Annotated in this window: 22 protein-coding genes and 1 tRNA gene; 10 read left to right on the forward strand and 13 right to left on the reverse strand. The window is 63.2% G+C overall.

Features of this window, described 5'->3' with window-relative positions; translation table 11 throughout:
• Positions 1-11 precede the first annotated feature (11 nt).
• Genes HBF25_RS11195 through HBF25_RS11210 form a run of 4 tightly spaced genes read left to right on the forward strand, consistent with a single transcriptional unit; the run spans position 12 to position 3,353 of the window.
• Positions 12-587, forward strand: a complete 576-nt coding sequence (locus HBF25_RS11195) for an AAA family ATPase (protein WP_166948384.1) — start codon at positions 12-14, stop codon at positions 585-587.
• 1 nt (position 588) lies between these two features.
• Positions 589-2,277, forward strand: a complete 1,689-nt coding sequence (locus HBF25_RS11200) for an adenylosuccinate synthetase (RefSeq protein WP_166948385.1) — start codon at positions 589-591, stop codon at positions 2,275-2,277.
• On the forward strand, positions 2,267-2,917 hold the full coding sequence (locus HBF25_RS11205; RefSeq protein ID WP_166948387.1) for a DUF7002 family protein: 651 nt from the start codon (positions 2,267-2,269) through the stop codon (positions 2,915-2,917). Before HBF25_RS11200 ends, HBF25_RS11205 begins: the two co-directional genes overlap by 11 nt.
• Before the next feature lie 28 nt (positions 2,918-2,945).
• Complete coding sequence (locus HBF25_RS11210) at positions 2,946-3,353, forward strand: hypothetical protein (protein ID WP_166948389.1); 408 nt, start codon at positions 2,946-2,948, stop codon at positions 3,351-3,353.
• Positions 3,354-3,370: 17 nt separating this feature from the next.
• Here the strand turns inward: HBF25_RS11210 and HBF25_RS11215 are convergent, their stop codons facing one another.
• The 11 genes from HBF25_RS11215 to HBF25_RS11265 all read right to left on the reverse strand — a co-directional run bounded on the left by HBF25_RS11215 (position 3,371) and on the right by HBF25_RS11265 (position 17,823).
• Complete coding sequence (locus HBF25_RS11215) at positions 3,371-4,093, reverse strand: hypothetical protein (protein ID WP_166948391.1); 723 nt, start codon at positions 4,091-4,093, stop codon at positions 3,371-3,373.
• Between the two features lie 147 nt (positions 4,094-4,240).
• On the reverse strand, positions 4,241-5,266 hold the full coding sequence (locus HBF25_RS11220; RefSeq protein WP_166948393.1) for a hypothetical protein: 1,026 nt from the start codon (positions 5,264-5,266) through the stop codon (positions 4,241-4,243).
• Between the two features lie 184 nt (positions 5,267-5,450).
• Complete coding sequence (locus tag HBF25_RS11225; RefSeq protein ID WP_166948394.1) at positions 5,451-6,938, reverse strand: DUF6538 domain-containing protein; 1,488 nt, start codon at positions 6,936-6,938, stop codon at positions 5,451-5,453.
• Positions 6,939-7,026: 88 nt separating this feature from the next.
• Positions 7,027-7,116: transfer RNA gene (locus HBF25_RS11230), tRNA-Ser, on the reverse strand.
• A gap of 88 nt (positions 7,117-7,204) precedes the next feature.
• Positions 7,205-8,485, reverse strand: a complete 1,281-nt coding sequence (gene serS / locus HBF25_RS11235; protein WP_166948396.1) for a serine--tRNA ligase — start codon at positions 8,483-8,485, stop codon at positions 7,205-7,207.
• A gap of 169 nt (positions 8,486-8,654) precedes the next feature.
• Positions 8,655-9,986, reverse strand: coding sequence for a replication-associated recombination protein A (locus HBF25_RS11240; protein WP_166948398.1), 1,332 nt, complete (start codon positions 9,984-9,986; stop codon positions 8,655-8,657).
• Positions 9,987-10,042: 56 nt separating this feature from the next.
• Positions 10,043-11,398 carry a DUF3999 family protein gene (locus tag HBF25_RS11245; RefSeq protein ID WP_166948400.1) on the reverse strand — a complete coding sequence of 452 codons (1,356 nt, stop codon included), beginning with the start codon at positions 11,396-11,398 and terminating at the stop codon, positions 10,043-10,045.
• Positions 11,388-14,228, reverse strand: a complete 2,841-nt coding sequence (locus tag HBF25_RS11250) for a DUF2339 domain-containing protein (protein ID WP_166948402.1) — start codon at positions 14,226-14,228, stop codon at positions 11,388-11,390. The genes HBF25_RS11245 and HBF25_RS11250 overlap by 11 nt, the downstream gene beginning before the upstream one ends.
• Before the next feature lie 153 nt (positions 14,229-14,381).
• A complete protein-coding gene (gene lolA / locus HBF25_RS11255) occupies positions 14,382-15,029 on the reverse strand; it encodes an outer membrane lipoprotein periplasmic chaperone LolA (RefSeq protein WP_166948404.1) in 648 nt (215 codons plus the stop codon).
• Between the two features lie 31 nt (positions 15,030-15,060).
• A complete protein-coding gene (locus tag HBF25_RS11260; protein WP_166948406.1) occupies positions 15,061-15,489 on the reverse strand; it encodes a hypothetical protein in 429 nt (142 codons plus the stop codon).
• A gap of 6 nt (positions 15,490-15,495) precedes the next feature.
• Positions 15,496-17,823 carry a DNA translocase FtsK gene (locus HBF25_RS11265; protein ID WP_250876874.1) on the reverse strand — a complete coding sequence of 776 codons (2,328 nt, stop codon included), beginning with the start codon at positions 17,821-17,823 and terminating at the stop codon, positions 15,496-15,498.
• A 230-nt stretch (positions 17,824-18,053) separates the two neighbouring features.
• On the opposite strand from HBF25_RS11265, the gene trxB reads away from it, so the two are divergent.
• Genes trxB through aat form a run of 3 tightly spaced genes read left to right on the forward strand, consistent with a single transcriptional unit; the run spans position 18,054 to position 20,902 of the window.
• Positions 18,054-19,019, forward strand: a complete 966-nt coding sequence (gene trxB / locus HBF25_RS11270; protein ID WP_166948410.1) for a thioredoxin-disulfide reductase — start codon at positions 18,054-18,056, stop codon at positions 19,017-19,019.
• 39 nt (positions 19,020-19,058) lie between these two features.
• A complete protein-coding gene (locus HBF25_RS11275) occupies positions 19,059-20,192 on the forward strand; it encodes a GNAT family N-acetyltransferase (RefSeq protein WP_166948412.1) in 1,134 nt (377 codons plus the stop codon).
• Positions 20,189-20,902 carry a leucyl/phenylalanyl-tRNA--protein transferase gene (gene aat, locus HBF25_RS11280; protein ID WP_166948414.1) on the forward strand — a complete coding sequence of 238 codons (714 nt, stop codon included), beginning with the start codon at positions 20,189-20,191 and terminating at the stop codon, positions 20,900-20,902. Before HBF25_RS11275 ends, aat begins: the two co-directional genes overlap by 4 nt.
• Positions 20,903-21,207: 305 nt before the next feature.
• On the opposite strand, the gene HBF25_RS11285 is transcribed toward aat, so the two are convergent.
• Together HBF25_RS11285 and HBF25_RS11290 are read right to left on the reverse strand one after the other, a co-directional pair.
• The gene (locus HBF25_RS11285; RefSeq protein WP_243853181.1) at positions 21,208-22,605 is read right to left on the reverse strand and encodes an MFS transporter; all 1,398 of its coding nucleotides are present in this window, start codon (positions 22,603-22,605) and stop codon (positions 21,208-21,210) included.
• Between the two features lie 48 nt (positions 22,606-22,653).
• Entirely contained in the window at positions 22,654-23,538 is an 885-nt protein-coding gene (locus tag HBF25_RS11290; RefSeq protein WP_243853182.1) for a pseudouridine synthase, read from the reverse strand.
• A gap of 62 nt (positions 23,539-23,600) precedes the next feature.
• Between HBF25_RS11290 and HBF25_RS11295 the strand changes: the two genes are divergently transcribed.
• The 3 genes from HBF25_RS11295 (at position 23,601) to HBF25_RS11305 (ending at position 25,857) form a co-directional block, all read left to right on the forward strand.
• Positions 23,601-24,638: an HDOD domain-containing protein gene (locus HBF25_RS11295; protein ID WP_166948420.1), complete on the forward strand. Its 1,038-nt coding sequence runs from the start codon at positions 23,601-23,603 to the stop codon at positions 24,636-24,638.
• 47 nt (positions 24,639-24,685) lie between these two features.
• Positions 24,686-24,922, forward strand: a complete 237-nt coding sequence (locus HBF25_RS11300) for a hypothetical protein (RefSeq protein ID WP_166948421.1) — start codon at positions 24,686-24,688, stop codon at positions 24,920-24,922.
• Between the two features lie 68 nt (positions 24,923-24,990).
• Positions 24,991-25,857 (forward strand): restriction endonuclease, encoded by an 867-nt coding sequence (locus HBF25_RS11305; protein WP_166948423.1) that lies wholly within the window; start codon positions 24,991-24,993, stop codon positions 25,855-25,857.
• Positions 25,858-25,928 lie beyond the last annotated feature (71 nt).

Raw genomic sequence — 25,928 nt, forward strand, 5'->3', positions numbered from 1 at the left:
ATGCAGGGGGCATGTCCATGCGCAACAGGGGGAATACACGGATGGTAATGGAGCGGATGCTATTGTTGAGTGGCGCCGTAGGCGCTGGCAAGACAGCGGTGGCAACCCGTCTTGAAACAGACGGGGGCTTTTCGCGGCTAAGCACCAGCGGGTACCTGCGCCAGTACGGCGCGGGACTTGGAGCGGAAGGCCAGCGCCTGCAGCTCCAGGAGCTAGGTGACCGCCTCGACCTGGAGACCGACTACCGTTGGGTGGTCGACAATGTGGCACTGCCGTCGTTCGCGCTGCAGCCTGACGCTACGTACTGGTTGCTCGACGCCGCGCGAAAGCCAAAGCAGGTGGCGCATTTCAGGACAGCATTCGGGCTCACGGTGCGCCATGTGCACCTGACCGCGCCGGAGGACGTGCTCCGTGACCGCTACACGCGCAGAAAGGAGGCCGTCGACACGCCTTACGATGAGGCCATCGCGCATCCGAACGAAGTGGCCGCACGGGGGCTCATCGAACGGGCAGACATCGTCTTTGACACGAACGCGCTGCCGACCGAGGAGGTCGTATCACGCATCCAGCTGATGTGGGGGGCTTGAGATGTTCAGTCGTCCCGTCGTCATCATCAGTGGAAAAACCGGTTCGGGGAAGAGCGGCCTGACCGGACTGCTCGAGCGCGAGTACCAGTTCCGCGCCATCCGCACCCGTGAGCTTCTCGCAGCCCAGGCTGGCACATCGGATCGGGCAACACTCCTTGCACGGGGTCGCGAACTCGACAAGTCCACCCAATATCGATGGGTAGCTGACGAGACTATTGACATCATAGGTGGACTCACCGAATACCAAGGCGTGGTTATCGACCATGTCACCAGCCCCCTTCAGGTTCAGGCTTTTCGTCGAAAGTTCGGTTCCGCCCTACTCCACGTCCATCTCTGGGCAAGCGCACAAACCCTACATACTCGTTATGAGGAACAACTCGGGCGAGAAGTCGATGCCGTAGCTTATGCAAACATTGACCACTTGAGCGATGACACTTTGGTCGTTGCTCTAAAACGTGACGCCGACGTACGTATTAACACTGACCGATGCGACGCGAGAGATACCCTTGTTCAGGTCGCGGCTCACCTTCGACTATTTACCCCACCTGATGTGCGATGCGTCGATGTAATCATCGGCGGCCAATACGGTTCCGAGGGAAAGGGAAACGTCGTTGGTTACCTCGCTCGCGAGTACGACGTCATGGTGCGAGTTGGAGGCCCGAATGCAGGCCATACGGTTGCTAGTATCGACGGACCCTATACGTATCACCACCTACCCTCTGGGTCGCGCGACGTCACCGCACGCATCCTTCTTGGCCCCGGCATGACCATCTGGCTGGATGGTCTCCTAAAGGAAATTCGGGAGTGCCGCATCACCCGCGAAAGGCTCTTCATCGACCCGCAAGCATTAATTATCGAAGAATCGGATCGCGATGCTGAAAAATCTAGCGTCGTCGGAGCCATCGGTTCGACCGGGTCAGGTTCGGGCTTTGCGGCAGCACGACGCATCACCGAGCGCGGCAAGGGCACGGTCCGCCTTGCCCGCGATGTACCGGAACTAGCTCAATACGTCGGGCACGCAGGCGCTTGGCGGGGCAACACAGTGGACCGACTCGAGGATGCTTATCGCGCGGGCAAGTCGATCCTTCTCGAGGGTACACAAGGGAGCGGACTGAGCACTTTTCATGGCCACTACTCGCATGTAACTTCGCGCGACACGAACGTTGCAGGATGCCTTGCCGAAGCTGGCATTTCGCCGAGCCGCGTACGTAAAATCCTCATGGTCATCCGCCCCATGCCTATCCGAGTTGACAACCCCGATGGGGACGAGGGACGGAGTTCCGGTCCACTCAAGCACGAGACGACGTTCGATGCGATTGCCGAGTGGTCCGAGCTCGACGCCGACGCCCTGAAAGCCGCCGAAAAGACCTCGACGACCAATCGCAAGCGCCGTGTGGGCTGGTTCGAGTGGGAGCAGTTCAGGAAAGCATGCGCACTCAATGCCCCCACAGACATCGTCTTAGCCTTCGCCGACTACGTGCGCAAGTCGAACCGGAACGCCCGACGTTTTGAACAACTCGACGAACGGACCATCCGTTTCATTGAGAATCTCGAGCGGGTTTCTCAAGCGCCCGTCTCACTCATCAATACCCGCTTTCCACGCGAAGACGACGGCACTGGTGACCTTCGCACAGTCATAGACCGGCGTACCTGGACGGCACTCCGCTCCAAGGACCGTGATGCATCCTGATCGTCTCATCGAACTTTATCCGACCATCTACCACATGGCAGAGGCCGGTACTTGGACATCAATTCGCGACCGAGGGTTGATGTCTGCTACAGCAACTCTTGACCACTTCGAAGTAAGCGGGGTTCAGCGTGCTCGCCTTGAGAGCGAGCAGCGGGCTACAAAGATGACTGTGATACCGGGTGCGCCTGAAGCAATCGTACTCCGCGACCAAATTCCAATGCCTCCTAGTCGCCTGCTACGAGCGCTGGGCGGGCGCACTACTCCAGAAGCCTGGTACAGGCTGATAAATGGCAAAGTCTTTTTCTGGGCACAAGAACATCGCCTTGAGAATCTATTGAACGCCCGTCAGTACCGCCACCTTGAGCATGATGTTCTATCAGTAGATACCCAAGCACTGGTCGCCGCTCATGGACATGAAATGTGGCTTTGTCATATGAATTCTGGCAACACATTTCCGATGCCAGTCCCAAGAGGGCCCGAGATATTCAGACGATTCGACGAATATCCCGTTAATCGAAAAAACAATCCAGTTCCTCACGTAGTGGAGATCCTCGTGGACTATGCGGTTCCTGATATTTCGCAGTTCGTTATCGAAGTCCGCCGCATGAAAGGAAGCGAAGTCCTTTACCAAATCCAATAGTCATTAAACACTTATAAAAGAGAGCGAAATGAGTGGAAAATTACTAGCAGTAGTCGTTGAAGAAAAGCCCGAAATTATTGAGCACTTCAGCCTAACAATAGAGGTAATTGCATTTGTAAAGGAATTTATAGATGGAGTCGGAAATATAACCTATATTGAAACACTACCGAGAAAAACATCGATTCGTTCGGGAATCTTCTATTTCAACCAATGGTTCAAAGATGAGCAAGAACTGCGGAAAAGAATCGAAGAAACCAATAAATATAATGAATTAATAAAGAGCGCCGAAGTGCAAGGCTTAAGCGACCTTTCCGCCTTAATTGAATTCCACGAAATAGACGCTCAGCCAGCCGATGAAGAACAAAAATCAGAGATCATAAAACAGATAACTGAAAGGCAAGTTACTGCAACACCTAGTACCCGCATGACGTTCTAAGGCATATGAAACATCTGCTAAATTCGTTTGGCTACACAAACAGATTCCGCATGCTGTATCGATAATAGAAGTCGCTGGCGCTCAGCTTCTTGGAGGAGACGATGGACATGCTTAATTGGGAAAAAAGACAACAATGGATCTCTCTTCCTGGCCGCCCCCTCCCGCCACTGCCTGGGTGACATTCGGCTCACCCAATCTGGAGGGTTTTCCGTCATGCTCACAAGGCTTGCATGCCCAAGGGTAAGCAATATCTCTGGGACTCCCGCCGTACTGCTCGACCCGTTCAACAACCAAGCGCGGGTCATATCAATATTTTCGGGAGGGCCATCGACCAAGGCCGGAATCAGCTTTTCTTCCAATTCTCGTTTGACCAAGGCACTCGAAACGAAGGCATCCCATCGCTTGATGAATGACCCAAGATTCTTGATAGGATGAACATCGATATAGGGCCATGTCTCATTTTTGATAATAGGGGCATCTAGGCTCCAGCAAACCCACTCTGCGTCAGGGGCGTGGCTTTTGATATCCGCTGTGGCCGGGGCCATATAATAGCGGTCAGCATACAGCCAGTCAGCGATTTCTTCGGCCGTTTGCGGGCGGTCGTAAGGCCGGTCATATTCTTCCGGCGTGAAGACTTTGGGAATCACTCGATTCGGAAATCGATTCATGAGATGGGGAGGATAGGGTGAAGTCATTTTAAATCCTGCGTGCGGGCCAACCATCCTGGCGAAGAATTTCATTTCGTCAAGTGCAGTGATTTAGCGACTCACTTTCTAGATCGAAAAATAAGATTCGCCGATTATGTGCAAATCTTAAGCATCGACTTATTTCCACCCTATGGAACATCGCCACTGGCTGTTCGCAAAATGACACTCAGCGAGCGATATCTATGTTCGTTTACTCTTTCTTCTGGCCGAAGGGCCACAACGCCCACGATGAAGGTCGAGATCAAACATGAAGTCCTCTCCATGCCGACCACTTACTAAAAAAGCGAAGAACTCCCGTATGTCCCTTCGCATGAACATGTAGTCCTCCATCATGAGAGGCGCTACCGGCATTTCTCCATACCTACTGCTGGGGTGCAGCGTCATGATGCGCTGCTCATACATCTCCCCGAAGTAGCGGTCATCAGGCCCAGGCTCGGGTAAGCCAAAAGGATCGTTGAAGTGCTCATGTACCCACATGGCTACATCACGAGCCGATGGGTTGACCTTGCCTCCTGCCTCGAGCACTTCACGTACGGCGGCAAAGGAGGCATCAAGTGCAACGTAGCAGGCAATTGTTGCCTCTTCCCAAAATTCTTCATGACAAGCCAGCATGTCAGCCTTCATCAAGGCGTATAAGCCACGATAAACAATGTAATTGACCGGATTCAGTGCGTAGAAAAACTCTCTTAGCCGCCGCACCGCAAAGTCTTCGGGATCCAGAACGTTAAACGATGGGCCGGGCGGACGAAACAAACGGGGTTGCCGACTCGTTCGCTCAGATTCGCATCGGGCGAGAACCAATTCTCGAATTTGACTAATGACATCTGGAGACGCCAACCGAAGGCGCTGGGCGTTTAGCCTAAGCCCCCGTGGGGTTGCCGGATAAAAAACGAAACGCCGCCCCCCTCGCTCTTCGCATAGCAAAAAAGATGCTATTAATCGCATGTGGCCTGGCAGTAATGCACTTACCTCCGTATAAGGCAACTCAGGGTCCAGATCGCTCCAAGAACGTCCGCGAACAACTGAAAAAGCAATCTCATCATCCGCATGGAAAACGGAATCCGTTAGCGCATACGTCCCTCGCGGATAAGCTCCTCGCTCATCAAAAATCACAACATCATAGTAGAGCTGTCGCCGCGATTTTCTTTGGCGATGTGTACTCCAAGAAATGGGTTCTGGCGCGAATTTAGCCATCACGTAGCTCATCAGTTCGTCACGCTCCAAATCTTGACCGTTGCTGCCATCCCACTACAAGCACCACCATCGCTTGCGCAGCGAGCCGTAGCAGCATCTTCATCTGATATCCCATATCAACCGCCCCTGTTTGGGGAAAAGGTTGAGTCTTGGCCATCTCAAAGGCTGCGACCGGAAGACCTGCGCCACCTAAAACTCAAGCGAATACTCCCGCCCCTGGCCTAATCGGGTAATCAAGCTTGCCAATGGCATCCAACACCTGTTGCTTCGGCGCATCCATCCCGTAACTGGCGTGATGCTCATCGTCCAGTTCGTGCCCGACGTAAGCGGCGCGGAGTTCTGCCGCCACACCTGCTGCCTGGAGAGTTTGAACCACCGTTTTGCGGAACGAATGAAAACCAAGCTTCCCGGTGTCGGGCTTAGGCAGGACGAGTCCCACGTAGCGGGCGAACGCTTTCGACAGCCAATCGCCAGAGCCATTGATGGCGCCCTTCCCCACCTTCGGAAACAACCGCGTCTCGCCCATACTCCGCAAGCGTTCCACCCGCTTCAGTAGCCCCATTCTGATGAGCTCAGGATGGACAGGAATAGTTCTGTTCGAGAAATCATTCTTCGTGCTCTGCCCATCACCCTCATTCGTGATGCGAAGACATGGGATGCCATCCACATCGAAGAAATCAACCAGAGCCAATTGTCCAATTTCTGAGACACGAGCCCCCATATAGAGCCCCATGCATGCGCCGAGTCGCGCCTCGGCAGACAAGCGCTTGATGTTGTCCGGGGCAAAAAGCAGTTTAAGCTGCGCGTCGTTGAAGGCTTTAAACCCGTGCTTTTTCCGCAGACGCTTTTCCCGGGCCTTATAAACGACGTGCCCAGAGGCTGGGGAGTCGTTGCGCGGAAAATCAATGAAGCCCTTCCCCTTAGCCCATTCAAGAAACCCTTTCAGATAGGAGAGTTTGTTGACGATGGTTGGCGTAGCGAGATTCTGCTCGCGAAGATGACTCACCCACCTGCCAATCTCAGCACGCGTCACCTCATGGACAAAGCGCTTCATCCCGAAGAACTTGCCAAATTCAGTGATGGCCAATCGCTTGATGACCAAAGTCTTGGGCAAAGTACCGGATGTAATATCGGTGAGCCAACCATCCACTGCGCGGTCGATGCGGGTAACCGCCTGGGGCGCGGCAAATGTGGACAGAGATGCAGTTGGTGCTGGAGGAACCACTGGCCCGGGAGCGCTGCGCGTGGCAACAGGTGCTTCATCCAGCGAAAAGCCCTCTTCGCGCATCCATCGCTGGACCAGGGCTTCTTTTCTCATATCACCAATTTGAGCGATGGCATCCATGGCCTGTGCATGGTCTTCCGGACCATTGACTTCGAGCTCCAGAGTGCCGTCCGGCTGCATCTTCAGCCGGTAGCGCTTGCCCTTCTTTTTGAGCATCGCCGCCAGTTCGTCAACATCCCACTTCTTCCCTGTCATACCAACGACCCTGACGTGTTGATGGAACTCATCATACGCACGCCAAAGACCGAGGGCGAGGTCGCGGGCAAGCCCGACGTCGCGCGTCTGCAAACTCTTCTTGATGACGCTACGGCCAAGCAGATGCCGAAGCACAGCCGGCATGCGTCGACGGAAATGGAAGACACCGCTCGGGGCTTTAACCAGATAGTGCGGAATGCGCATCGGGAACCTTTTGTGTCCCGATTTGTGTCCCGATGAGCTCTTTTTGCCAACAACTTAAGTCATTGATTTATAAAAAGAAAAACTCATTTGGCGGAGAGAGTGGGATTCGAACCCACGGTAGGCTTGCACCTACGGCAGTTTTCAAGACTGCTGCCTTAAACCACTCGGCCATCTCTCCGTGTTTTTCGCACGCCGGCCATTGCAGCCTAGCGTTGTATCGCGTCGTCGCGCCGGGTTGCCCCGGCGCGACGATTGTACCTGAACGCTTAAGCGATGGCTTCCAGTCCGCCCATGAGCGGGCGCAGGGCCTCGGGAACCTCGATGCTGCCGTCTTCGCGCTGGAAGTTCTCCATCACGGCCACGAGGGTGCGGCCGACGGCGAGGCCGGAGCCGTTGAGGGTGTGTACCAGCTCCGGCTTGCCGGTGGCGGGGTTGCGCCAGCGGGCCTGCATGCGGCGGGCCTGGAAGTCGCCGCAGTTGGAGCAGCTGCTGATCTCGCGGTAGGTGTTCTGGCTGGGCAGCCACACTTCGAGGTCGTAGGTCTTCACCGCCGCGAAGCCCATGTCGCCCGTGCACAGCAGCACCTTGCGGTACGGCAGGCCCAGGGCCTGGAGCACGGCTTCGGCGTGGCCCACCATTTCCTCCAGCTGCTGGAAGCTGGTGTCCGGGGTGGCGATCTGCACCATTTCCACCTTCTCGAACTGGTGCTGGCGGATCATGCCGCGGGTGTCGCGGCCGTAGCTGCCGGCCTCGGCGCGGAAGCACATCGAATGGGCGGTGAAGCGCATGGGCAGCGCGTCGGCCTCCACGATGCTCTCGCGCACGAGGTTGGTCAGGGCCACCTCGGCCGTGGGGATGAGGTAGCGGCTGGCTTCGCCCACGTGGGTGTGGAAGAGGTCTTCCTCGAACTTGGGCAGCTGGCCGGTTCCCTGCATGGCGTCCGGGTTCACGATCAGCGGTACGTTGTGTTCGAGGTAGCCGTGCTCGACCGTGTGCAAGTTGAGCATGAACTGGGCGAGCGCACGGTGCAGGTGCGCGAGCTGGCCGCGCAGCACGGTGAAGCGGGCGCCGCTCAGTTTCGAGCCGGCCTCGGCATCGAGCCAGCCGTGGCGAGCGCCCAAGTCTACGTGGTCCTTTACTTCGAAGGCGAAGGAGCGGGGCTGGCCCCAGCGGAGGATTTCCGTGTTCTCGGTCTCGTCCTTGCCGAAGGGGGCGGACTCGTCCGGGATGTTCGGAATGCCCTGGGCAATATCGGTGAGCTTCGCCTGCACTTCCGTGAGGGCGTGCTCGTTGGCCTTCAGCTTGTCGCCGATGCCGGCGACCTCGGCCATCAGGGGGGCGACGTCCTCACCCTTGGCCTTGGCCTGGCCGATGGCCTTGGAACGGGTGTTGCGCAGGTTCTGCAGCTCCTGCGTCTCGGTGGAAAGCGCCTTGCGCTCGGATTCGAGGCGCTCGATCGTGGCTACGTCGAGGTCGAACTTCCGGGCGGCGCGGAGGCGCTCGGCCGTTTCGGCGAGTTTGCCGCGCAGGAGGGCGGGATCCAGCATGGGTCGGGTTCCATTTGATTCGACCCGTGATTATCGCAAATTCGGTCCCGTGGAGTGCGCCGGGATGGAATTTGGGGTTTTGGAGGGCTGTAGGAGCGTGCTTGCGCGCGACCGGGATGGGCGAAGAATGTTGGTTTTTCGCGAAAACCGGTCGCGCGCAGGCGCGCTCCTACGGTTTGGGTTTGCGGGCTTTGGTGCGGGCGGCGCGAAGGGTGGTCAGTTTTTCGCGGAGTTTCAGTTCCAGGCCGCGGTCTACGGGTTCGTAGAAGACCGTGTCGACGAGTTCGTCGGGCAGGCATTGCTGGTCGAGGGCGATGCCGCCTTCGGCGTCGTGGTCGTACTGGTAGCCGGTGCCGTAGCCGAGGTTCTTCATCAGCTTGGTGGGTGCGTTGCGCAGGTGCATGGGGACGTCGAGGGTGCCCATTTCCTTTACCACGGCCTTGGCGCGGTTGTAGGCCATGTAGGCCGCATTGCTCTTCGGGGCCACGGCCAGCCAGATAGCGAGCTGGGCGAGGCCTAGCTCGCCTTCGGGGCTGCCGAGGCGTTCGAAGGTGTCCCAGGCGTCGAGGGCCATGCGCCAGGCGCGGGGTTCGGCGAGGCCCACGTCCTCCACCGCCATGCGGGTGAGGCGGCGCGCGAGGTAGAGCGGATCGCAGCCGCCGTCGAGCATGCGGGTGAGCCAGTACACGGCGGCGTCCGGGTCGGACGAGCGCACGGATTTGTGCAGGGCCGAAATCTGGTCGTAGAACTGCTCGCCGCTCTTGTCGAAACGACGCGTGCGGTCGGCCAGCACCTGCTCCAGCGTGGTCTGGTCGATGCTGCCGCCTTCGGCGAGTTCGGAGGCGATTTCCAGCAGGGTGAGCGCGCGCCGTACGTCGCCGTCGGCGGCGCTGGCGATGAGTTTGAGCGTGGTGTCGTCCACGTCGAGGCCCAGTTCGCCCAGGCCGCGTTCGCTGTCTTCCAGTGCGCGGCGCAGCGCGGCCACGATGGCATCCACGCTCACGGCGTCGAGCACGTGCACGCGGCAGCGCGAGAGCAACGCGGAGTTGAGCTCGAACGAGGGGTTTTCGGTGGTGGCGCCCACGAACAGGATCACGCCCCGCTCGATGTAGGGCAGGAAGGCGTCCTGCTGCGCCTTGTTGAAGCGATGCACCTCGTCCACGAAGAGCACGGTGCGGCGACCCTGCGCAAAATTGCCTTCCGCTTCGGCCAGCGCTTTGCGCACATCGGGCAGGCCGCTCATCACGGCGGAAATGGCGCGGAAATCGGCGTCGGCGTAGCGCGCCACCAGCAGGGCCAGCGTGGTCTTGCCGCAACCGGGCGGCCCCCACAGGATCATGGAATGCACGCGCCCTGCTTCCAGCGCGCGGCGCAGCGGCTTGCCCTCGCCCATCACGCGCGCCTGTCCCACCACCTCGTCGAGGGAGCGGGGGCGCATGCGTTCGGCCAGGGGCTTCAGCGCTTCGGGTTCGGCGAACAGACCGGGGGACTGGGAAAACATGAGGCTCGTTACGTTCGGTGAACTCGCATTATCGCGCGTTCACCGTGCACGATGCCTCAATGCTCCCCTGAATCCGGCGGGGGCGGCTTGCGCAGCAGGCTGGTGGCCATGCCGATCACCACGGCCGCGCCGAGCAGCAGCACCACCCAGAGCAGCGGACGGGTCCAGTCGAACGGCGCCGCCGGGGCGTCGAGAACCTTGCGGCCTTCCAGCTCTTCACCCGGACCGACCCGAACCAGCGCGGGGCGCCAGCTGGCATCGGCGCCCTTGCGCAGCGACGCGATGGCTTCGGCAATGGGCCAGCTGGGGCGGCGCAGGCTGCGACTGCCGACCAGCAGGCGATAAGGCCCCTTGCCTTCGGGCAGGAAGACGAAGCGGTCCGCACGCCAGCCCACGTCGAGCCTGGGCGGCTCACGCAGTGGCGTGCCGGAGTGCACGCGCAGGTGCTGGCGACGGGCTACTGGCACTTCCAGCGGGTGATCGGCGGCTTGCCCCGGGGTGAGCACGATGGTGCCGAGCGATTCGCCACTCATGGGCCCCTGCACGGCTGTGATGTCCAGACGAGCCACGTTGTCGCCGCCGCCGAGTCGGGCACGGATGCGGCTTACCGGGAGTGCGGCGGGAAGGTCGTAGTCGTAATCGACGCCCTGCCCGCTGGTCTTGCTGTCGGATGACGTGACCACTGTCCATTGCAGTGCCGCCTCGTCCTTCGATGAGGCATCTTCCACGGTGCCGGACAGCGTCACCGACGATGCGCCATTCGTATCCCAGGGTGCCTCGCCCTTGGTGACGCTGACCCGGTAGTAGCGCATCGGCGAGCCGCTGAGCTTCAGCACACGCGCATCCACCGCGCCTTCGCCCTGCCCCAGGGTCACGATGGAAGCGCCGCGCGTGATGGGGCTCCACGTTTGCAGGTCGGTGCTCGCATCCACGTCCACCGTAAGGCTTACGTCGTGCGTGGATGCAGGGAATTCCAGGCGCTCGGCCGAGACCGGCGAATGGGCGTCGAACAGCCATTGCGTCGGTGTGCCCGGCACGACCGGTGCGCCGGGATCGATCACGATGTCGCCGTTGGTGTTGCGCTGGATACGTGGTCCCGCCACGCCACTTGCCGTCTGCGGGACGGCACGCAATGGCGTATCCAGCGTCACGGGATGGAAGCCCGGGGCAGCAGCCGAATACGGGCCCATGGCCACGGGGCGGTTGTCTGCATCCACCACGATGACGTCGGCCAACCCCGCATCGGGGCTGGCCCAGGCGTAGGCGTCCTGCGGCAGTTCGATCAGATAGGCGCTGGCACCGGCTGGCGTATCGAGCGTGTAGGCCCAGGCGAAGCCCGGCGCATCGGCGGCCACGGCAAGGGTGGTCGTCAGGCCGAAAAGGAACGAGGCGATACGCCAGTCACGACGCATGAGGAGGCTCCGCGGAAGGGGAAACACTCTGGCGCGGCGGTGCCGGCGCGAGATAGCCGATGACGGTACACAGCAGGCCATACGCCATGAAGGAACCGATGCCGAACAGGTTGCCGAGGTGACTGCGATCCACCAGCAGCAGTTTCGCAAGTACGAGACCCATGATGCCCGCACCGGCCATCCACAGCATGCGCTGCCCGCGACGCGAGCCCAGCACCCAGGCCAGCACACCGATCACGCTCCACACCACGGTGAGCGAAAGCTGCGCAAGGCTGGATCGGGTAATCGTGTCGTCCCACGGCACGCTCGCCAGGTGATGCACGGCGCGCAAGGTGGCGCTGGTGGCAAAGGCGAAGAAGCACACGGCAAAGACCACCGGTCGCGTCACGCGCACGCCGTGCGGCAATGTGTCGTCGGACAGTGCGCGGAAGACCAGTACAAGCACCGCAACCAGCAGCAGGTCCACGGGGTTGAGCACGGGAATGAAAGGCAACGGCGCCGCCTGCCCGGAGACGAACAGCAGGCCAATGCCGATCAGGGCCGTCGCAAAGAACAGCAAGCCACCAAGCGCAGCGCGAATCGCCTCCGCGTGCGCCGCCGACGGTGCCACGACAGGACGCGGCCACCATAGTGCGAGCGCTGTCAGCACAAGCGTCGGCAGAACGAAAGCTGCGCTCACCCAGCCATCCGCCACGAGCATGGGCATGCGGAAGCCGTAAGCCACGCTGGTGCCGACGCCGATGAACACCAGCCAGCGCAGCCACCAGGCGACGCTCGCCGCCACCGCCACAACACGATGCGCCGTGATGGCGCGCATGGCCAACCAGCTGCTGATAGCAGATATCGCGACGGCGATCAGCGGACACACACTGAAAGGCTGTACGCCACTCTGCCCCGCGCCCATCAGCACGGGTACGCCGGCGAAGATCGACAGCGGCACCACGAAAGCCAGCACTACGCCGAGGTCGAGCTTGTGCGCACGACGACTGGCCTCGGCCACGGGCCACGCGATGATGCCGATCACGGCCAGCCAGCACGCCGCAGCCGTGGTGTCGTCGGTGGCGAATGTTGCGATCTCTACGCCCACGCCTACGAACCACCACAGCAGTGCCCACGCGGCGAGACCGATGCGGGCAAGACTGGACACGCCCTGCGAACGACCATGGCGGTCAAACTGCCATGCGCTTGCCGCACCGCCGACCATCAGCAGCAACGCACCGATGAACTGTGCATTGAGAATCGGCATGTCGCCGTAGTGATGATTGAACAGCGCGTTGAGCCCCCATGCACCTGCCGCCAGCAATTGCAGGAAAACGCCCGACCAGCGCGGCAGGCGGCGCGATTGCCGGAAGCCCAGCCACACCAGGCCCGCGCCTTCCAGCGCGAAGACGCTGGCAGTGACACTGGCACTCAGTGCGAGCGGTACGGCGATGGTGGCGAAGGCCACGGCAAGCACGGCCCAGGTCTCGCGCAACACGCCCATGTCGTCGCGCTTGCGGATGGCGAAGGCGATGCCGACGTAGATCGCCGCCGCCACGAGGGCGGATACCGCCAGCGGCATGGGCGCCCAGTCGAGCAACGCCGCCTGCAGGAACAGGCTGGCGATGGGGTTGCCGAACATCAGGCAGCCATCGAGGATTGCCTTGCGCCGGTCCGGCGAACGCAGCACGTGCAGCCAGGGCACGATGAGGTAAAGCAGGAAGAACAGCACCAGGAAAGGCTCGGTGCTGTTGAACAGCATCGGGTCGTAACGGAGCGCACCCCAGGCGGTGCCGATGCCGAAGGTGGCCACGAAACCCAGCACGTTGAGGATGCGCCAGGAGCGCTTCCAGGCAATGCCCAGGATCGCGAGGTTGAGTACGGCGTAGTACGAGAACAAGGCCACATGATTGCCCTGCCCGCTCGACGCGATGATCGGCGCGGCAAAGCCGGCCAGCAGGCCGAGCACGGCCAGGGCAAGTGCGTCCTGCAACACGGCCAGCACGCACAGGCCGGCCACGAAGATCACCAGCAGTGCAAAGGCCGGCAGCGGGCCGATCAGGTCGTACATGCGATAAGCGGCAAATACCGTCATCACCAGTACGCCGAGCGAGCCGCCCTGTAACGACAGCGCGAACGCCCGGCGTCTCTCGCGCTGCATCCAGCCAAAACCGACACCCGCGATGGCGACGAGCGCCACCAGCGCAAGGCGCACGGACATGGGCACGCGCAGCAGGCCGATGTCGGAGGCGTACTTGAGGAAGGCGGCAACGCCGGCAAACAGCACGAGCATGCCGACCTTCACCGGCACGTTGCCTTCGGTGAACCAGCGCTTCACCGCCGAGGCAGCGCGATCGGCGAAGGATGGGCCGGTCGGTGCGGCGGGTATCGCTGAAGCCTCCCGTGCCGGCGCCGGTGCCGGTGCCGGTGCCGAAGCGGATGCGGATGCGGATGCGGATGCGGATGCGGATGCGGATGATGCGGGCACGGGCGCAGAAGTAGCGGCCTCGGCGGGCATCGGCGGGGGCACCGATCGCGTCGACGTGGAGGCTGTTGCGCCGATGGGTGCCGGGGGCCGGCCTGTCAGATCGGATGGGTGCGCCGGGCTGCCCGGCTGGCGCGCCAGGACCTCGTCCGCCGTGGGCCACGTGACTGACTGCTCGGAGCGCTGCACGGGTGCCGGCTTCGTTGCCGATTCCGTCAGCTTGCGGACGGCTTCGTCGAGGTCACGGCTCAGTTGGGAGGTTCGTGCCCAGAGCAGGCCGATGGCAAAACCGGCAACCGCGCCGGCAACACTCTGACCTACGAATACGCCGATGATTGCGCCGACGATGGCCCAGACGACATACATGCCCCAGCACCTCCACATCCGATGTTCGGGGCGGAGTCTGGCATGAAACCGTCATATTTGGGTGGAATCACCCCTGTAGGAGCGCGCCTCGCGCGCGACCGGATGTGCCGGCATGCACGGTCGCGCGCGAGGCGCGCTCCTACAGGGGAAGCATCAGTGAATGGGCTGGGTCTGGATGACCGGGGCGTCGCCGATGACGTCGGCGCCTTGCGGCGGCACGAAGTTGAAGGTGTCAGCCGGCACGGCGGCGTTCTTCTGCCAGCCCGCGAACTGGATGCGGGTGGTGTTGCCCAGCTGGTCCTTGAACTCCATGCGTGCGAGGCCGCCGGCGTCAAAGCCGAGGTCCGCATGATCGAACTGCGGGTCCTTGCTGGTGGAGGTGAGGCGCAGCCACTGCAGGCCATCGCGCTCGCCCTGCTCCGTCACCTTGAAGCCCTTGTCGAGCTGCGACAGGTCGGTAAGCACCGTGAGCGGGCTCTGCGCTTCTTCGCTGCTCTGCCTGCGCACCGTGACCTGCTCCAGGTCGGGGTCGTACAACCACACGCGGCTGCCGTCGGCCACGATGGTCTGCTTGTACGGAGCCGTGGTCTCCCAGCGGAACTGGCGTGGGGCCTGCAAGGCCAGCGTGCCCGTGCTCGTCTTGCCCGCGTCGCCGTTGGCATTGCTAAGCGTCTGGCTGAAGCGTCCGGTGATCGAATGCAGCCCCTTCGCGAACGCATCGAGGCGGTCACGCGCCGGACCGGCGGCGAAGGTCGGCAGGCTGAGGAGGGACAGCGTCGCGGCAAGCAGCAGGCGTTTCATGGCATGGATTCCGTAAGTGTCGGCGCGATTGTCAGCGATCGGTCTCGAACAGCGACTTAAGCATGTCGATGGCCTCGGCGGGTGATATCTCGCCGGCCTCCATCTTCTCGCTGATGTCGGCGATGGCCTTGCCGTCGCGATGCCAGAACGGCGCGTCGCGGGTGGCGATATGGAGCGGGCGGGCTTCCTGGCCCACCACCACGATCTCGGCGATCTCGGCCTGTTCGGCGAAGATCACTTCCAGCGCATCGTCCACCTCGGCCGTGTGGCCACTGGCGTACTCGCGCACGACCGAGCAGGCGCGGCCATCGTCGGCACGCAGTTCCAGGCCCGGGATGGAGGGATTCAGCTCGAAGATGCTCTGCACCTCGTCCAGCACCTCGTCGGTGGGCACGAGATCGCCGGTGACGAGCAGTCCCCAGGGGCGCTGGCGCAGCGTCCCCGGCTTGATGGGAGTCATGGGGTGTTAGTCCTTCGGAGGCGGCGGCGCGAGCACTTCACGGTTGCCGTTGTGCTGCGGCGCGCTGACGATGCCGTCCTGCTCCATCTGCTCGACGAGGCGGGCGGCGCGGTTGTAGCCGATGCGCAGATGACGCTGCACGCCGGAGATGGACGCGCGCCGCGTCTCGGTCACCACGCGCACGGCGCGGTCGTAGAGCGCGTTGTCGCTGTCGGCATCGCCGTCGGCGTCCTGCGGGAGGCCGGATTCGTTGATGATCTTGCCGTCGGCGGTGGACTGGACTTCTTCCAGCACGCCTTCGATGTAGTTCGGCGCACCCTGCGCGCGCAGCCATTCCACCACGTTGTGCACCTCGTGGTCGTCCACGAAGGCGCCGTGCACGCGGTCGGGCGTGGCGGTGCCGGGCGGAAGGTAGAGCATGTCGCCGTGACCCAGCAGGGCTTCGGCGCCGGACTGGTCGAGAATGGTGCGCGAGTCGATCTTCGACGACACCTGGAAGGCGATGCGCGTGGGGATGTTGGCCTTGATGAGGCCGGTGATCACATCCACCGACGGGCGCTGGGTCGCCAGGATCAGGTGCACGCCGGCCGCACGGGCCTTCTGTGCCAGGCGGGCGATGAGCTCTTCGACCTTCTTGCCGACGATCATCATCATGTCGGCGAACTCGTCGATGATGATGACGATATGCGGCAGCGGTTCCAGCGGCTCGGCCACCATGCCCGGCATGTCGGGGTTGGCGCGGAACAGCGGATCGAGCAGGGGCTGCCCGGCGCTTTCTGCCTCGCGGACCTTCTTGTTGAAGCCACCCAGGTTGCGCACGCCCACGGCGGCCATGAGCTTGTAGCGGCGCTCCATCTCGGCCACGCACCAGCGAAGCGCGTTGGCGGCTTCCTTCATGTCGGTGACCACGGGTGCCAGCAGGTGCGGAATCTTGTCGTAGACCGACAGCTCTAGCATCTTCGGGTCGATCATGATCATGCGCACGTCTTTCGGGCTGCTCTTGTAGAGCAGGCTCAGCACCATGGCGTTCACCGCCACGGACTTGCCCGAACCCGTCGTGCCGGCCACCAGCAGATGGGGCATCTTCGCCAGGTCGGCCACCACGGCCTTGCCGCCGATGTCCTTGCCCAGCGCCAGCGCCAGGGGTGACTTCACCTGGTCGTAGCGCTCGGACTTGAGGATTTCGGAAAGGTAGACGATCTGCTTCTTGGTATTGGGGATTTCCAGGCCGATGACGTTCTTGCCCGGAATGACGTCCACCACGCGCACGCTCACCACGGACAGGCCGCGGGCGATGTCCTTGTCGAGGCTGGAGACCTGGCTGCCACGCACGCCGGCGGCGGGCTCCAGTTCGAAACGGGTGATGACCGGGCCCGGATACACGCCGACCACACGGGCTTCGATCTTGAAGTCGCGCAGCTTGAGCTCGACCTGCCGCGAGAGCACTTCGAGGGTTTCCTCGGAATACCCCGGGCCCTGCGGGGGGGCGTCGTCCAACAGCGACAGCGGCGGCAGCTCGCCATCCATCGATGCGCCCGTGAACAGCGGAATCTGGTTTTCGCGAACGGCACGCTCGCTCTTGGTCACCACGGTGCTCACCGGCGACTCGATGCGCACCGGCTCACGCTTGGCCTGCTTGACCGCCTCGGCCTTCTTCACTACCTCGCGCTCGGCACGGGCCGAGCGGGCGGCCATCACCTCGGGGGCCTGGCGCACCTTGCCGCCAAACCAGCCACCCATGCGCACCACCAGCTCGCCAGTGGAGTCCATCAGCTTGAACCAGGAAAGGCCGGTGGCCAGCGTGACCGCGATCAGGCCCACCGCCAGCAACAGCAGCGGCGCGCCCTTGTCACCGAAAGCGTTGTGCAGGCCCCTGCCCACCCACTTGCCCACGATGCCGCCGGGGCCTTCGGGCAGCACCGGCATGTCGATGTTCAGGTAGGCCAGCGCCGGCGCGGTGATGAAGAAGAACACGAAGCCGATAAGCCGCAGCGAGGGCTCCCATGCCTGCACGTTGCGCTCGCCGCGATGGCGGATCACCTGGATGCCCAGGGCCAGCAGCAGCAACGGGAAGCAGTACGACACCAGCCCGAAGATGTAGCGGAGCATGTTGGCGATATTGGCGCCCACGGGGCCGCCAAAATTGGTGGCGTGCTCGGCCACGCCCATGTGACCCCAGCTGGGGTCCTGGTCGTTGTAGCTGAGCAGGCACACCAGCAGGTAGAGGGCGAGCGGCAGCAACAGGAGCGCCCCGGCCTCGCGCAGCCGGCGCTTGAGCTCGTCGCTCAGTCCTTCCCGTTGGGCCTTGACCTGGGCCTTGGCCTGCTTTTTCACGACTTTCGCGCTGCGCGCCACTTAACTACCAACCTCGATTGACGTTTCGCGGCATCATGCCACGGCCCGACGCCCCCGGGGGTGACCGGGCATCGGTATCATGCAGCGCATGTCTTGAATCGCACCTCGGTGTTCCCCATTCTTCCGGGCCTGAACACGAGTCACCTCCCCCCGGGGAGGCCCGCGGTACGTCGATGCACCATACGCCGCAGTAAACCCAAGGATTATACATGAGCACCCCCAAGCACAGCCGTCTGCTGATCCTCGGCTCCGGTCCCGCCGGCTACACGGCCGCCGTCTACGCGGCGCGCGCCAACCTCAAGCCGACGATGGTCACCGGCCTGCAGCAGGGCGGCCAGCTGATGACCACCACCGAGGTGGACAACTGGCCGGGTGACGAGAAGGGTGTGCAGGGTCCGGAGCTGATGCGCCGCATGGCGGAGCACGCCGAGCGCTTCGAAACCGAGATGGTGTTCGACCACATCCACAGCGTGGATCTCAAGAACCGCCCCTTCCGCCTGAAGGGTGACAGCGGCGAGTACACCGCCGACGCCATCATCGTCACCACCGGCGCCACCGCCAAGTACCTGGGCATCGCCTCGGAAGAAAAGTTCAAGGGCCGCGGCGTGTCCGCCTGCGCCACCTGTGACGGCTTCTTCTTCCGCGAGCAGGATGTGGTGGTGGTCGGTGGCGGCAACACCGCCGTGGAAGAGGCGCTGTACCTGTCCAACATCGCCCGCAAGGTCTACCTCGTGCACCGCCGCGACAAACTGCGCGCCGAGAAGATCATGCAGGACAAGCTCATGGAGAAGGCCGCGGCCGGCAAGATCGAACTGGTGTGGAACCACCAGATCGACGAAGTGCTGGGCGACGACTCCGGCGTGAACGGCGTGCGCGTGAAGGACGTGAACACCGGCGCGAAGCGCGACCTTGAAGTACAGGGCTTCTTCGTGGCCATCGGCCACACGCCGAACACCGGCATCTTCGAAGGCCAGCTCGAGATGAAGGACGGCTACATCCAGATCAAGTCGGGCCTGAACGGCATGGCCACGGCCACCTCCGTGGAGGGTGTGTTCGCGGCCGGCGACGTGGCCGACCACGTCTACCGCCAGGCCATCACCTCGGCCGGCTTCGGCTGCATGGCCGCGCTGGATGCCGAACGCTGGCTCGACCAGCAGATGCCGATCAATCCGTAAGGCGAAGGCCCTGCGCCCACGGGCGCGGGGCCGTCCGGCATGAACGGGATCCGTTTCCTCGACGGCCTTGCCGACATCGCTCCTGCCGACTGGGACGCCCTCGTCCCGGACGGCAATCCCTTCGTATCCCATGCCTTCCTCGCCGGCCTGGAAACCACCGGCTGCCTGCGCGAGGCCTACGGCTGGCGCCCCCGGCACATCGCCCTCTTCGAAGACGGCAGGTTGCTGGCCGCCGCACCCACCTATCTCAAGGGCAATTCGCACGGCGAATTCGTCTTCGACTGGAGCTGGGCTGCCGCCTGGGAGCGGGCCGGCGGCGATTACTACCCCAAGCTGCTCGTTGCATCGCCCTATTCGCCCGTGCCGGGCCCGCGCCTGCTGGTGCGCGACGGTGAGGATGCGCCCGCCTTGCGTCGCCGCCTGGTCGAGGCGCTGGTGGAAGAAACCGACCGGCTGGGGCTGTCATCGGTACATGCGAATTTCCTGGCCGACGACGATCTCCCCGCCTTCGACGAGCGCTGGCTGGTCCGCGCCGACTACCAGTTCCACTGGCATAACCGGGGCTATGGCGATTTCGACGATTTTCTCGCGGCGCTGAACTCGAAGAAGCGCAAGAACATCCGCCAGGAGCGCGGTTACGCACACGCCGCCGGCCTCACGCTGGAGATGCGCGGCGGCGATACGCTGTCCGACGCGCAGTGGCGGCAGATCCATGCGCTATACGAACTCACCTTCGACATGAAGGGTAACCACCCTGCCCTCACCGCCCGTTTCTTCCATCACCTTGGCGCCTCGCTCGGTCCCGCCGTGCAGGTCGCCATGGCGCGGGATGGCGAGGATATCGTGGCGATGGCCTTGTTCATCCGCAGCCGTGACGTGCTTTACGGTCGGTACTGGGGCGCCAGCGTCGAAGTGTCCGGGCTGCATTTCGAGCTGTGCTACTACCGGGGCATCGATTACGCGATCCGCGAAGGCATCACGCGCTTCGAGCCGGGTGCGCAGGGTGAGCACAAGCTGGCCCGGGGCTTCCTGCCCTCGGTCACCCATTCGCGCCACTACATAGCGCATGATGGTTTCCGTCGCGCGGTGGCAGAGGCGCTGGTCCAGGAGGCCGGCCATCGCGACGCCTATCGCGACGAGCTCATGACCCACTCGCCCTACGCCGACCGATGATCCGCCTGCCGCAATTGCACCCGTCGCGCCCGGCGCTGTTTCCTACGCCGGAAAGTGCCCTTGATGAGCCCAATGGCCTGCTGGCCTGGGGCGGTGATCTCTCGGCCGAACGCTTGCTTGCGGCCTATTCGCAGGGTGTGTTCCCTTGGTTCAACGAAGACGAGCCGATCCTGTGGTGGTCGCCCGATCCGCGTTGCGTCTTTCGTACCGATGGCGTGCATGTGAGCCGCAGCCTGCGCAGGCAGCTGGCGAAGACGAACTGGCGACTCACGGCGGATACCTCGTTCAGCCGCGTCATGCAGGCCTGCGCGGCGCCGCGCAATGGCCAGCCAGGGACATGGATCGGGCGGGACATGATTGCCGCGTACGAAGAGCTGCATCGGCTCGGGCACGCGCACAGTGTCGAAGTGTGGGATCGCGGCACGCTCGTGGGCGGTATTTATGGTGTTGCCATCGGCAGGCTGTTCTGCGGCGAGTCGATGTTTTCCGCGCACACGGGCGGCTCGAAGGTGGCGCTTGCCGGGCTGTGCCAGCTGCTGCACGGATGGGGATTTCCCTTGCTCGATGCCCAGGTGACCAACCCTCACCTGATGAGCATGGGGGCGGTCGAAGTGCCGCGACGCGAGTTCGTATCACAGGCAAGAAGGCTATCGGCCATGCCCGGCATCGTCGGCTCCTGGGTGAAATACCAGCTCCCCCTCCCCTTGTAGGAGCGCGCCTGCGCGCGACCCGGACGGGCCGATACATTGGAGCTCACCGCGAAATCCGGTCGCGCGCAAGGCGCGCTCCTACAAACGCCCACGCACCCTGCCTTGTAGGAGCGCGCCTGCGCGCGACCCGGATGGGCCGATACATTGGAGCTCACCGCGAAATCCGGTCGCGCGCAAGGCGCGCTCCTACAAAGGCCCGCGCACCCTGCCTTGTAGGAGCGCGCCTGCGCGCGACCCGGACTGGCTAATACACTGGCGCTCACCGCCACGCCGGTCGCGCGCAGGCGCGCTCCTACAAGGAGTGGTTAGCGGGCGCGGTGGCCGCTCATTTCTGCGCCGGCGTTGCGTGGCAGCATGGCGCAGATGGGGGCGGCGATCAGCGAGAGCACGGTGACCACGATGAAGGCCACGCTGAAATCGCCCAGTTCCGCGTGATCGCGGCCATGCCATACCACCGAGACATGCAGCGCGGCGGCAGCCACGCAGATGCCTACCGAGAGCATCAGCTGCTGGAAGGTGGTGTAGAAACTCGTTGCACTGGAGAAGCGCTCGCTCGGCACGTCGGCATACGCCACCGTGTTGTATGCACTGAACTGCAACGACTGGAAGAAGCCGCCGAGCAGCAGGATCGTGTAGATCGCCCAAAGCGGCCAGTCAGGACGGAAGGCGGCGCACAAGCCGATGCAGATCACCGACAGCACGCTGTTCCACACCAGCGTGGCGCGAAAACCCCACATGCGCAGCACCGGCGACGCCGTGGCCTTCATGAGCATGGCGCCCAGCGCCGAAACGAAGGTGACCACACCGCTATGCGCCGCCGACATGCCAAAACCCAGCTGCATCATCAGCGGCAACAGGAAGGGCACCGCGCCTGCCGTGATGCGCGTGAGCGATCCGGCATACACCGACAGGCGGAAGGTCGTGAAGCGCATCAGTGAAAGATCGAGGATGGGGTGCTCACTACGCCGCGAATGCAGCACATACAGCGCACCAACCACGATGCCAAGGCCCATGAGCCCCCACGACCACAGGATGCCGTTGACACCACGACTGGCCATTTCCAGACCGAACACGAGACACGACAGCGACGTGCCCGACAGCACGAAACCCAGCCGGTCGAACGGCGTCCTGGTGGCAAGACGGATATCCGGGATGTACTTCGTTGCCAGCCAGATGCCTGCCAGCCCGATGGGTACGTTGATGTAGAAGATCCAGCGCCACGAAATCCAGGTGACGATAAAGCCCCCCAGCGGCGGCCCGACCACGGGGCCGATCAGCGCAGGCACCAGCAGCCACGACATCGCACTGACCAGCTCGGACTTCGGCACCGAGCGCAGCAGCACCAGGCGCCCGACCGGCACCATCATCGCGCCGCCGATGCCCTGCAACAGGCGCGACACGACAAGCAGCGGCAGATTGCCGGAAATGCCGCAAAGAATGGAGCCTATGGTGAACAGCGCGATGGCCGCGCGGAAAACATTGCGCGAACCGTAGCGGTCGGCAATGACGCCACTGGCGGGAATGAAGACCGCGAGGCTCAGCATGTACGACGTGAGCGCCACGCTCATATGCAGCGGCGAGACATCGAACGAGCGGGCCATCGCCGGCAGTGCCGTGGCGAGGATGGTGCCGTCCAGTTGCTCCATGAACATCGCGCTGGCGATGATCAGGGCAACGGTGCGAAAGCCTGGAGCGGTGGTCATCCCGGTAGGCATGGCGAGGGAGGCGCTTATTTTGCGCCTCGCAGCCGCTTACGTCGAGGCAGAACGTGCGCCGTGTTGCAGGTTCCGTTCACTTCGAAATACCCGCGCTTCGCCGCTCAGCGGATCGGTGAAGCGCAATTCACGCGCCAACAGCCGCAATGGATCATCGAATCCTTCGATTACCTCGCGCAACACAGGGTAATAAGGGTCACCTTCGATTGGAGCGCCCAGGCCAGCCATATGCACGCGCAACTGATGCTTGCGCCCGGTCACCGGCTCCAGGCGATAAAGCCATCGGTCCGCCTCGCGGGCGAGCACGTCGATGCGAGTGAAGGCATTTGCCTGGCCTTCTGCTTCGCGCATGCGAAAGAATGGCTCGCCACGCTCGATGCACGTGGCGCGCTCCAGCGGGAACACGCATCCCGGCAAAGGCGCGGCGATCGCCTCGTAGACCTTGGCGATCCGGCGTTCGCGGAACAGACGCGTATAGGCGTCGCGACTGGAAGGCCTTGCCGAAAACACCACAAGACCCGCCGTGTCGCGGTCGAGGCGATGCAGTGCCACCAGATCGGGATTGCCCAGGCGCCGGGCCAGACGTACCGACAAGGTTTCTTCGACGTGCCGCCCTGCCGGCATCACCGGCAGGAAGTGCGGCTTGTCGGCGACCACGATGTCCTGGTCGCAATAGACGATGGTTTCCTCGAAGGGAATCCTGGGCTCGTCCGCCACCTCCCGGCGATAGGCCAGAAGCGCGCCGGCAACGTACGGGGCATCCCCGCCCACGATGGCGCCATCAACCGCCACCATGCCGCGCGCCAGCCTGTCCGCCCACACCGGCCGCGGAATCGAAGGAAATCGCGCCTCGAGGAAGTCGAGAAGGGTCTGCCATCCACCGGGAGGCAGGACAAGTTTGCTGACAGGCTGAAAGTGCATACATTCCATTGTAGATGGCCGGCATATACTGCATCCCAACCACATGAGCGGGGGCGCAAACCGTGATCGGCCGGTTCCTCAGGACGTTGTTCGGTCGTCGTGATCCCAGCGTGTTGCCCACCCGCACGAGGCGTCCGCGCCCGCTCGTCGCGGATGCCGATTTCGATGCCCCTCCCGGCGCACTCACCGCCGAAGATATCGAAGACCGCTTCTTCCGGCTCGTCTACGGGTTTCCCGCAGCACGCTCCTCGTCACTCTCGGCAGACGAGCAAGCCGTATTGCGTCACGTACGCGATGCGTTCGGCGGCGACCGCATCGACATCGCCACGCTGCCCCGCCTGCCTGCCGCCGTGCAGGCGCTGATAGGTCCGTTGCACAGCGCCAGGACCGACAGCCTCGCCCTCGTCCGCCGTATCGAAGCCGATCCCACGCTCGCCGACGATGTCGTCCATGCCGTGAATCACTCGCCCCACGTGGCGGGCGGCCATGTCCGCGATGTCTCGGGCGTACTCGGGAGGGTCGGTTACCACGGCCTGCAACGCGTGGTGATGCAGGTGGCCATGCGGCCCGTACTGCGCCGGGATACCGGACCAGCCAGCCGGGCAGCGGGAGAGCGGCTGTGGGAACAGGCTGGCCGCAGCGCCCGCGCAAGCGCCTTTCTCGCCCAGCCGGACGGTGATCCCTTCGAGTCCTGGCTGGCGGGCTTGGTGAGCCAGACAGGCGTCCAGCCGGTGCTGGTCGAGCTGGAAAAATGGCGAGGTCTTTCCGGCGTGGGATACAGCCAGGCGTTCGTGGCGGCCGCCGGGCTGCAAGCCGAGCGCATCGCCCTGCATGCCGCCAGGCAGTGGGGACTGCCACCACGCGTGCTCCAGGCGCTTGCCGAGCGCGCAGACCCCGCCGATGGCGGCCTGCGCACCCCGCTGGGCCGGGCATTGCTGGCGGCCAGCCGTATCGCCATGCTCGACGTGCTGATCGAACACGGACTGGCCGAGCCGGGCTCGGTGCTGAAGGCGACGCCGTCGCAGGGCATCGGACAGGCGCGCCTGATCGCCTGCCGCAGCCAGCTGCGCAGGCCGATGGCCGTGGTGGCGGAGAGCTAGCCGAAAAGGCGCCTCCGCGACTGGGAGAGCCCCCTGATACTGCACCCATGTACCAGTGGGTGACCATCATGGCCGGGGGGCCACAGGACGGCGACCGTATCGTGCGGGCTTTCGACAAGCCGCGCATGAACCCGCCTGCCCTGCGCGCGGTGGATGGCGAGGTCTGCTGCCCCGTGGCTACCCATACCGGTGTTCAGGGTGGCTGCTGCGTGGTGGTGCATCCCGACGCCACGCCCGGCCAGATCGAGCGTGCCGTGGATGCCATGCTTGCCGACCCGCTCTGACCCCCTGCCGTCCATTGTGGACGCCGCGTTATTATTGACCCTTATTCGACCCTGGCAGGGATCCACGCATGTTTGCGGCGAACACCCCACCCGCCAGCAGCAAGGACGCGCTTGCGCGCCTGGGCTGGCAGGATTTCGAGCACCTGCTCGCGGAGCATTACCGCGCGCAGGGTTACCGCGTGGAACATGCCGCGCCGGCACCGTCACTGAAAGCCCTGGGCAGCGGTCTCGACCTGCGCCTGCGCCGCGGTGACGAGTCACTTATCGTCCGCTGCAAGCACTGGGATACGCTGGAAGTGCCGCCGCAGGAGGTCAACGAACTGCTGAGCGCCATGCTCAACGAGGCCTCCACGGGCGGCATCCTCGTCACGCGCGGCCGCTTCAGCGCCGAGGCCCGCAACATCGCGCGCCGCCAGCCCCGCCTGCAGCTGGTGGATGGCGACGTTCTCAAGGTGATGCTGAAGCTTCCCGATCATCTCGATGCCGTGATGCCGGGCATGGCCAACGCCAGCGTTGCCGCTCGCAAGGCGGCACCTGCGCGGCGTCGTGCCGCACGTACCGAACAGTCCAGGCTCGTGCCCCTCTTGCTCGGCGTGGTGATCCTGCTCTTGCTGGGCCTGTTTGCCTGGCGAGCGATATCGTCACGGCCGACCGCCGTGGAGGCTCCCGTCGAAGCCACCGCCGCGCCCGTGACCCCACCTGCACACAGGAACACCGGATCAGCAGCGACGCCGCCACTTGCGGTGGCACCGGCAAAACCGGAGCCCGGCATTGCAACGACGTCAGTGGCCGATAGTCCCGCCCTGGCCCGCGAACTGGCCGAGCGGGCACGCAGCCATGGTGGCGCATCCTCCTCGTCACCTGTCACGCATTCGTCCGACGAGGCCATCCGCGTGATGGAAAACAACACGCGCGAAGTCGGCTCATCCAGATAATCCTCGCGCGCTTCACATCCTTGCAATCTCCTGGGGCATAGGCTGGCCGGAGTCTCCGTGGCTTCCGGAAG

The organism is Luteibacter anthropi, from assembly GCF_011759365.1.
Lineage (GTDB): Bacteria > Pseudomonadota > Gammaproteobacteria > Xanthomonadales > Rhodanobacteraceae > Luteibacter > Luteibacter anthropi.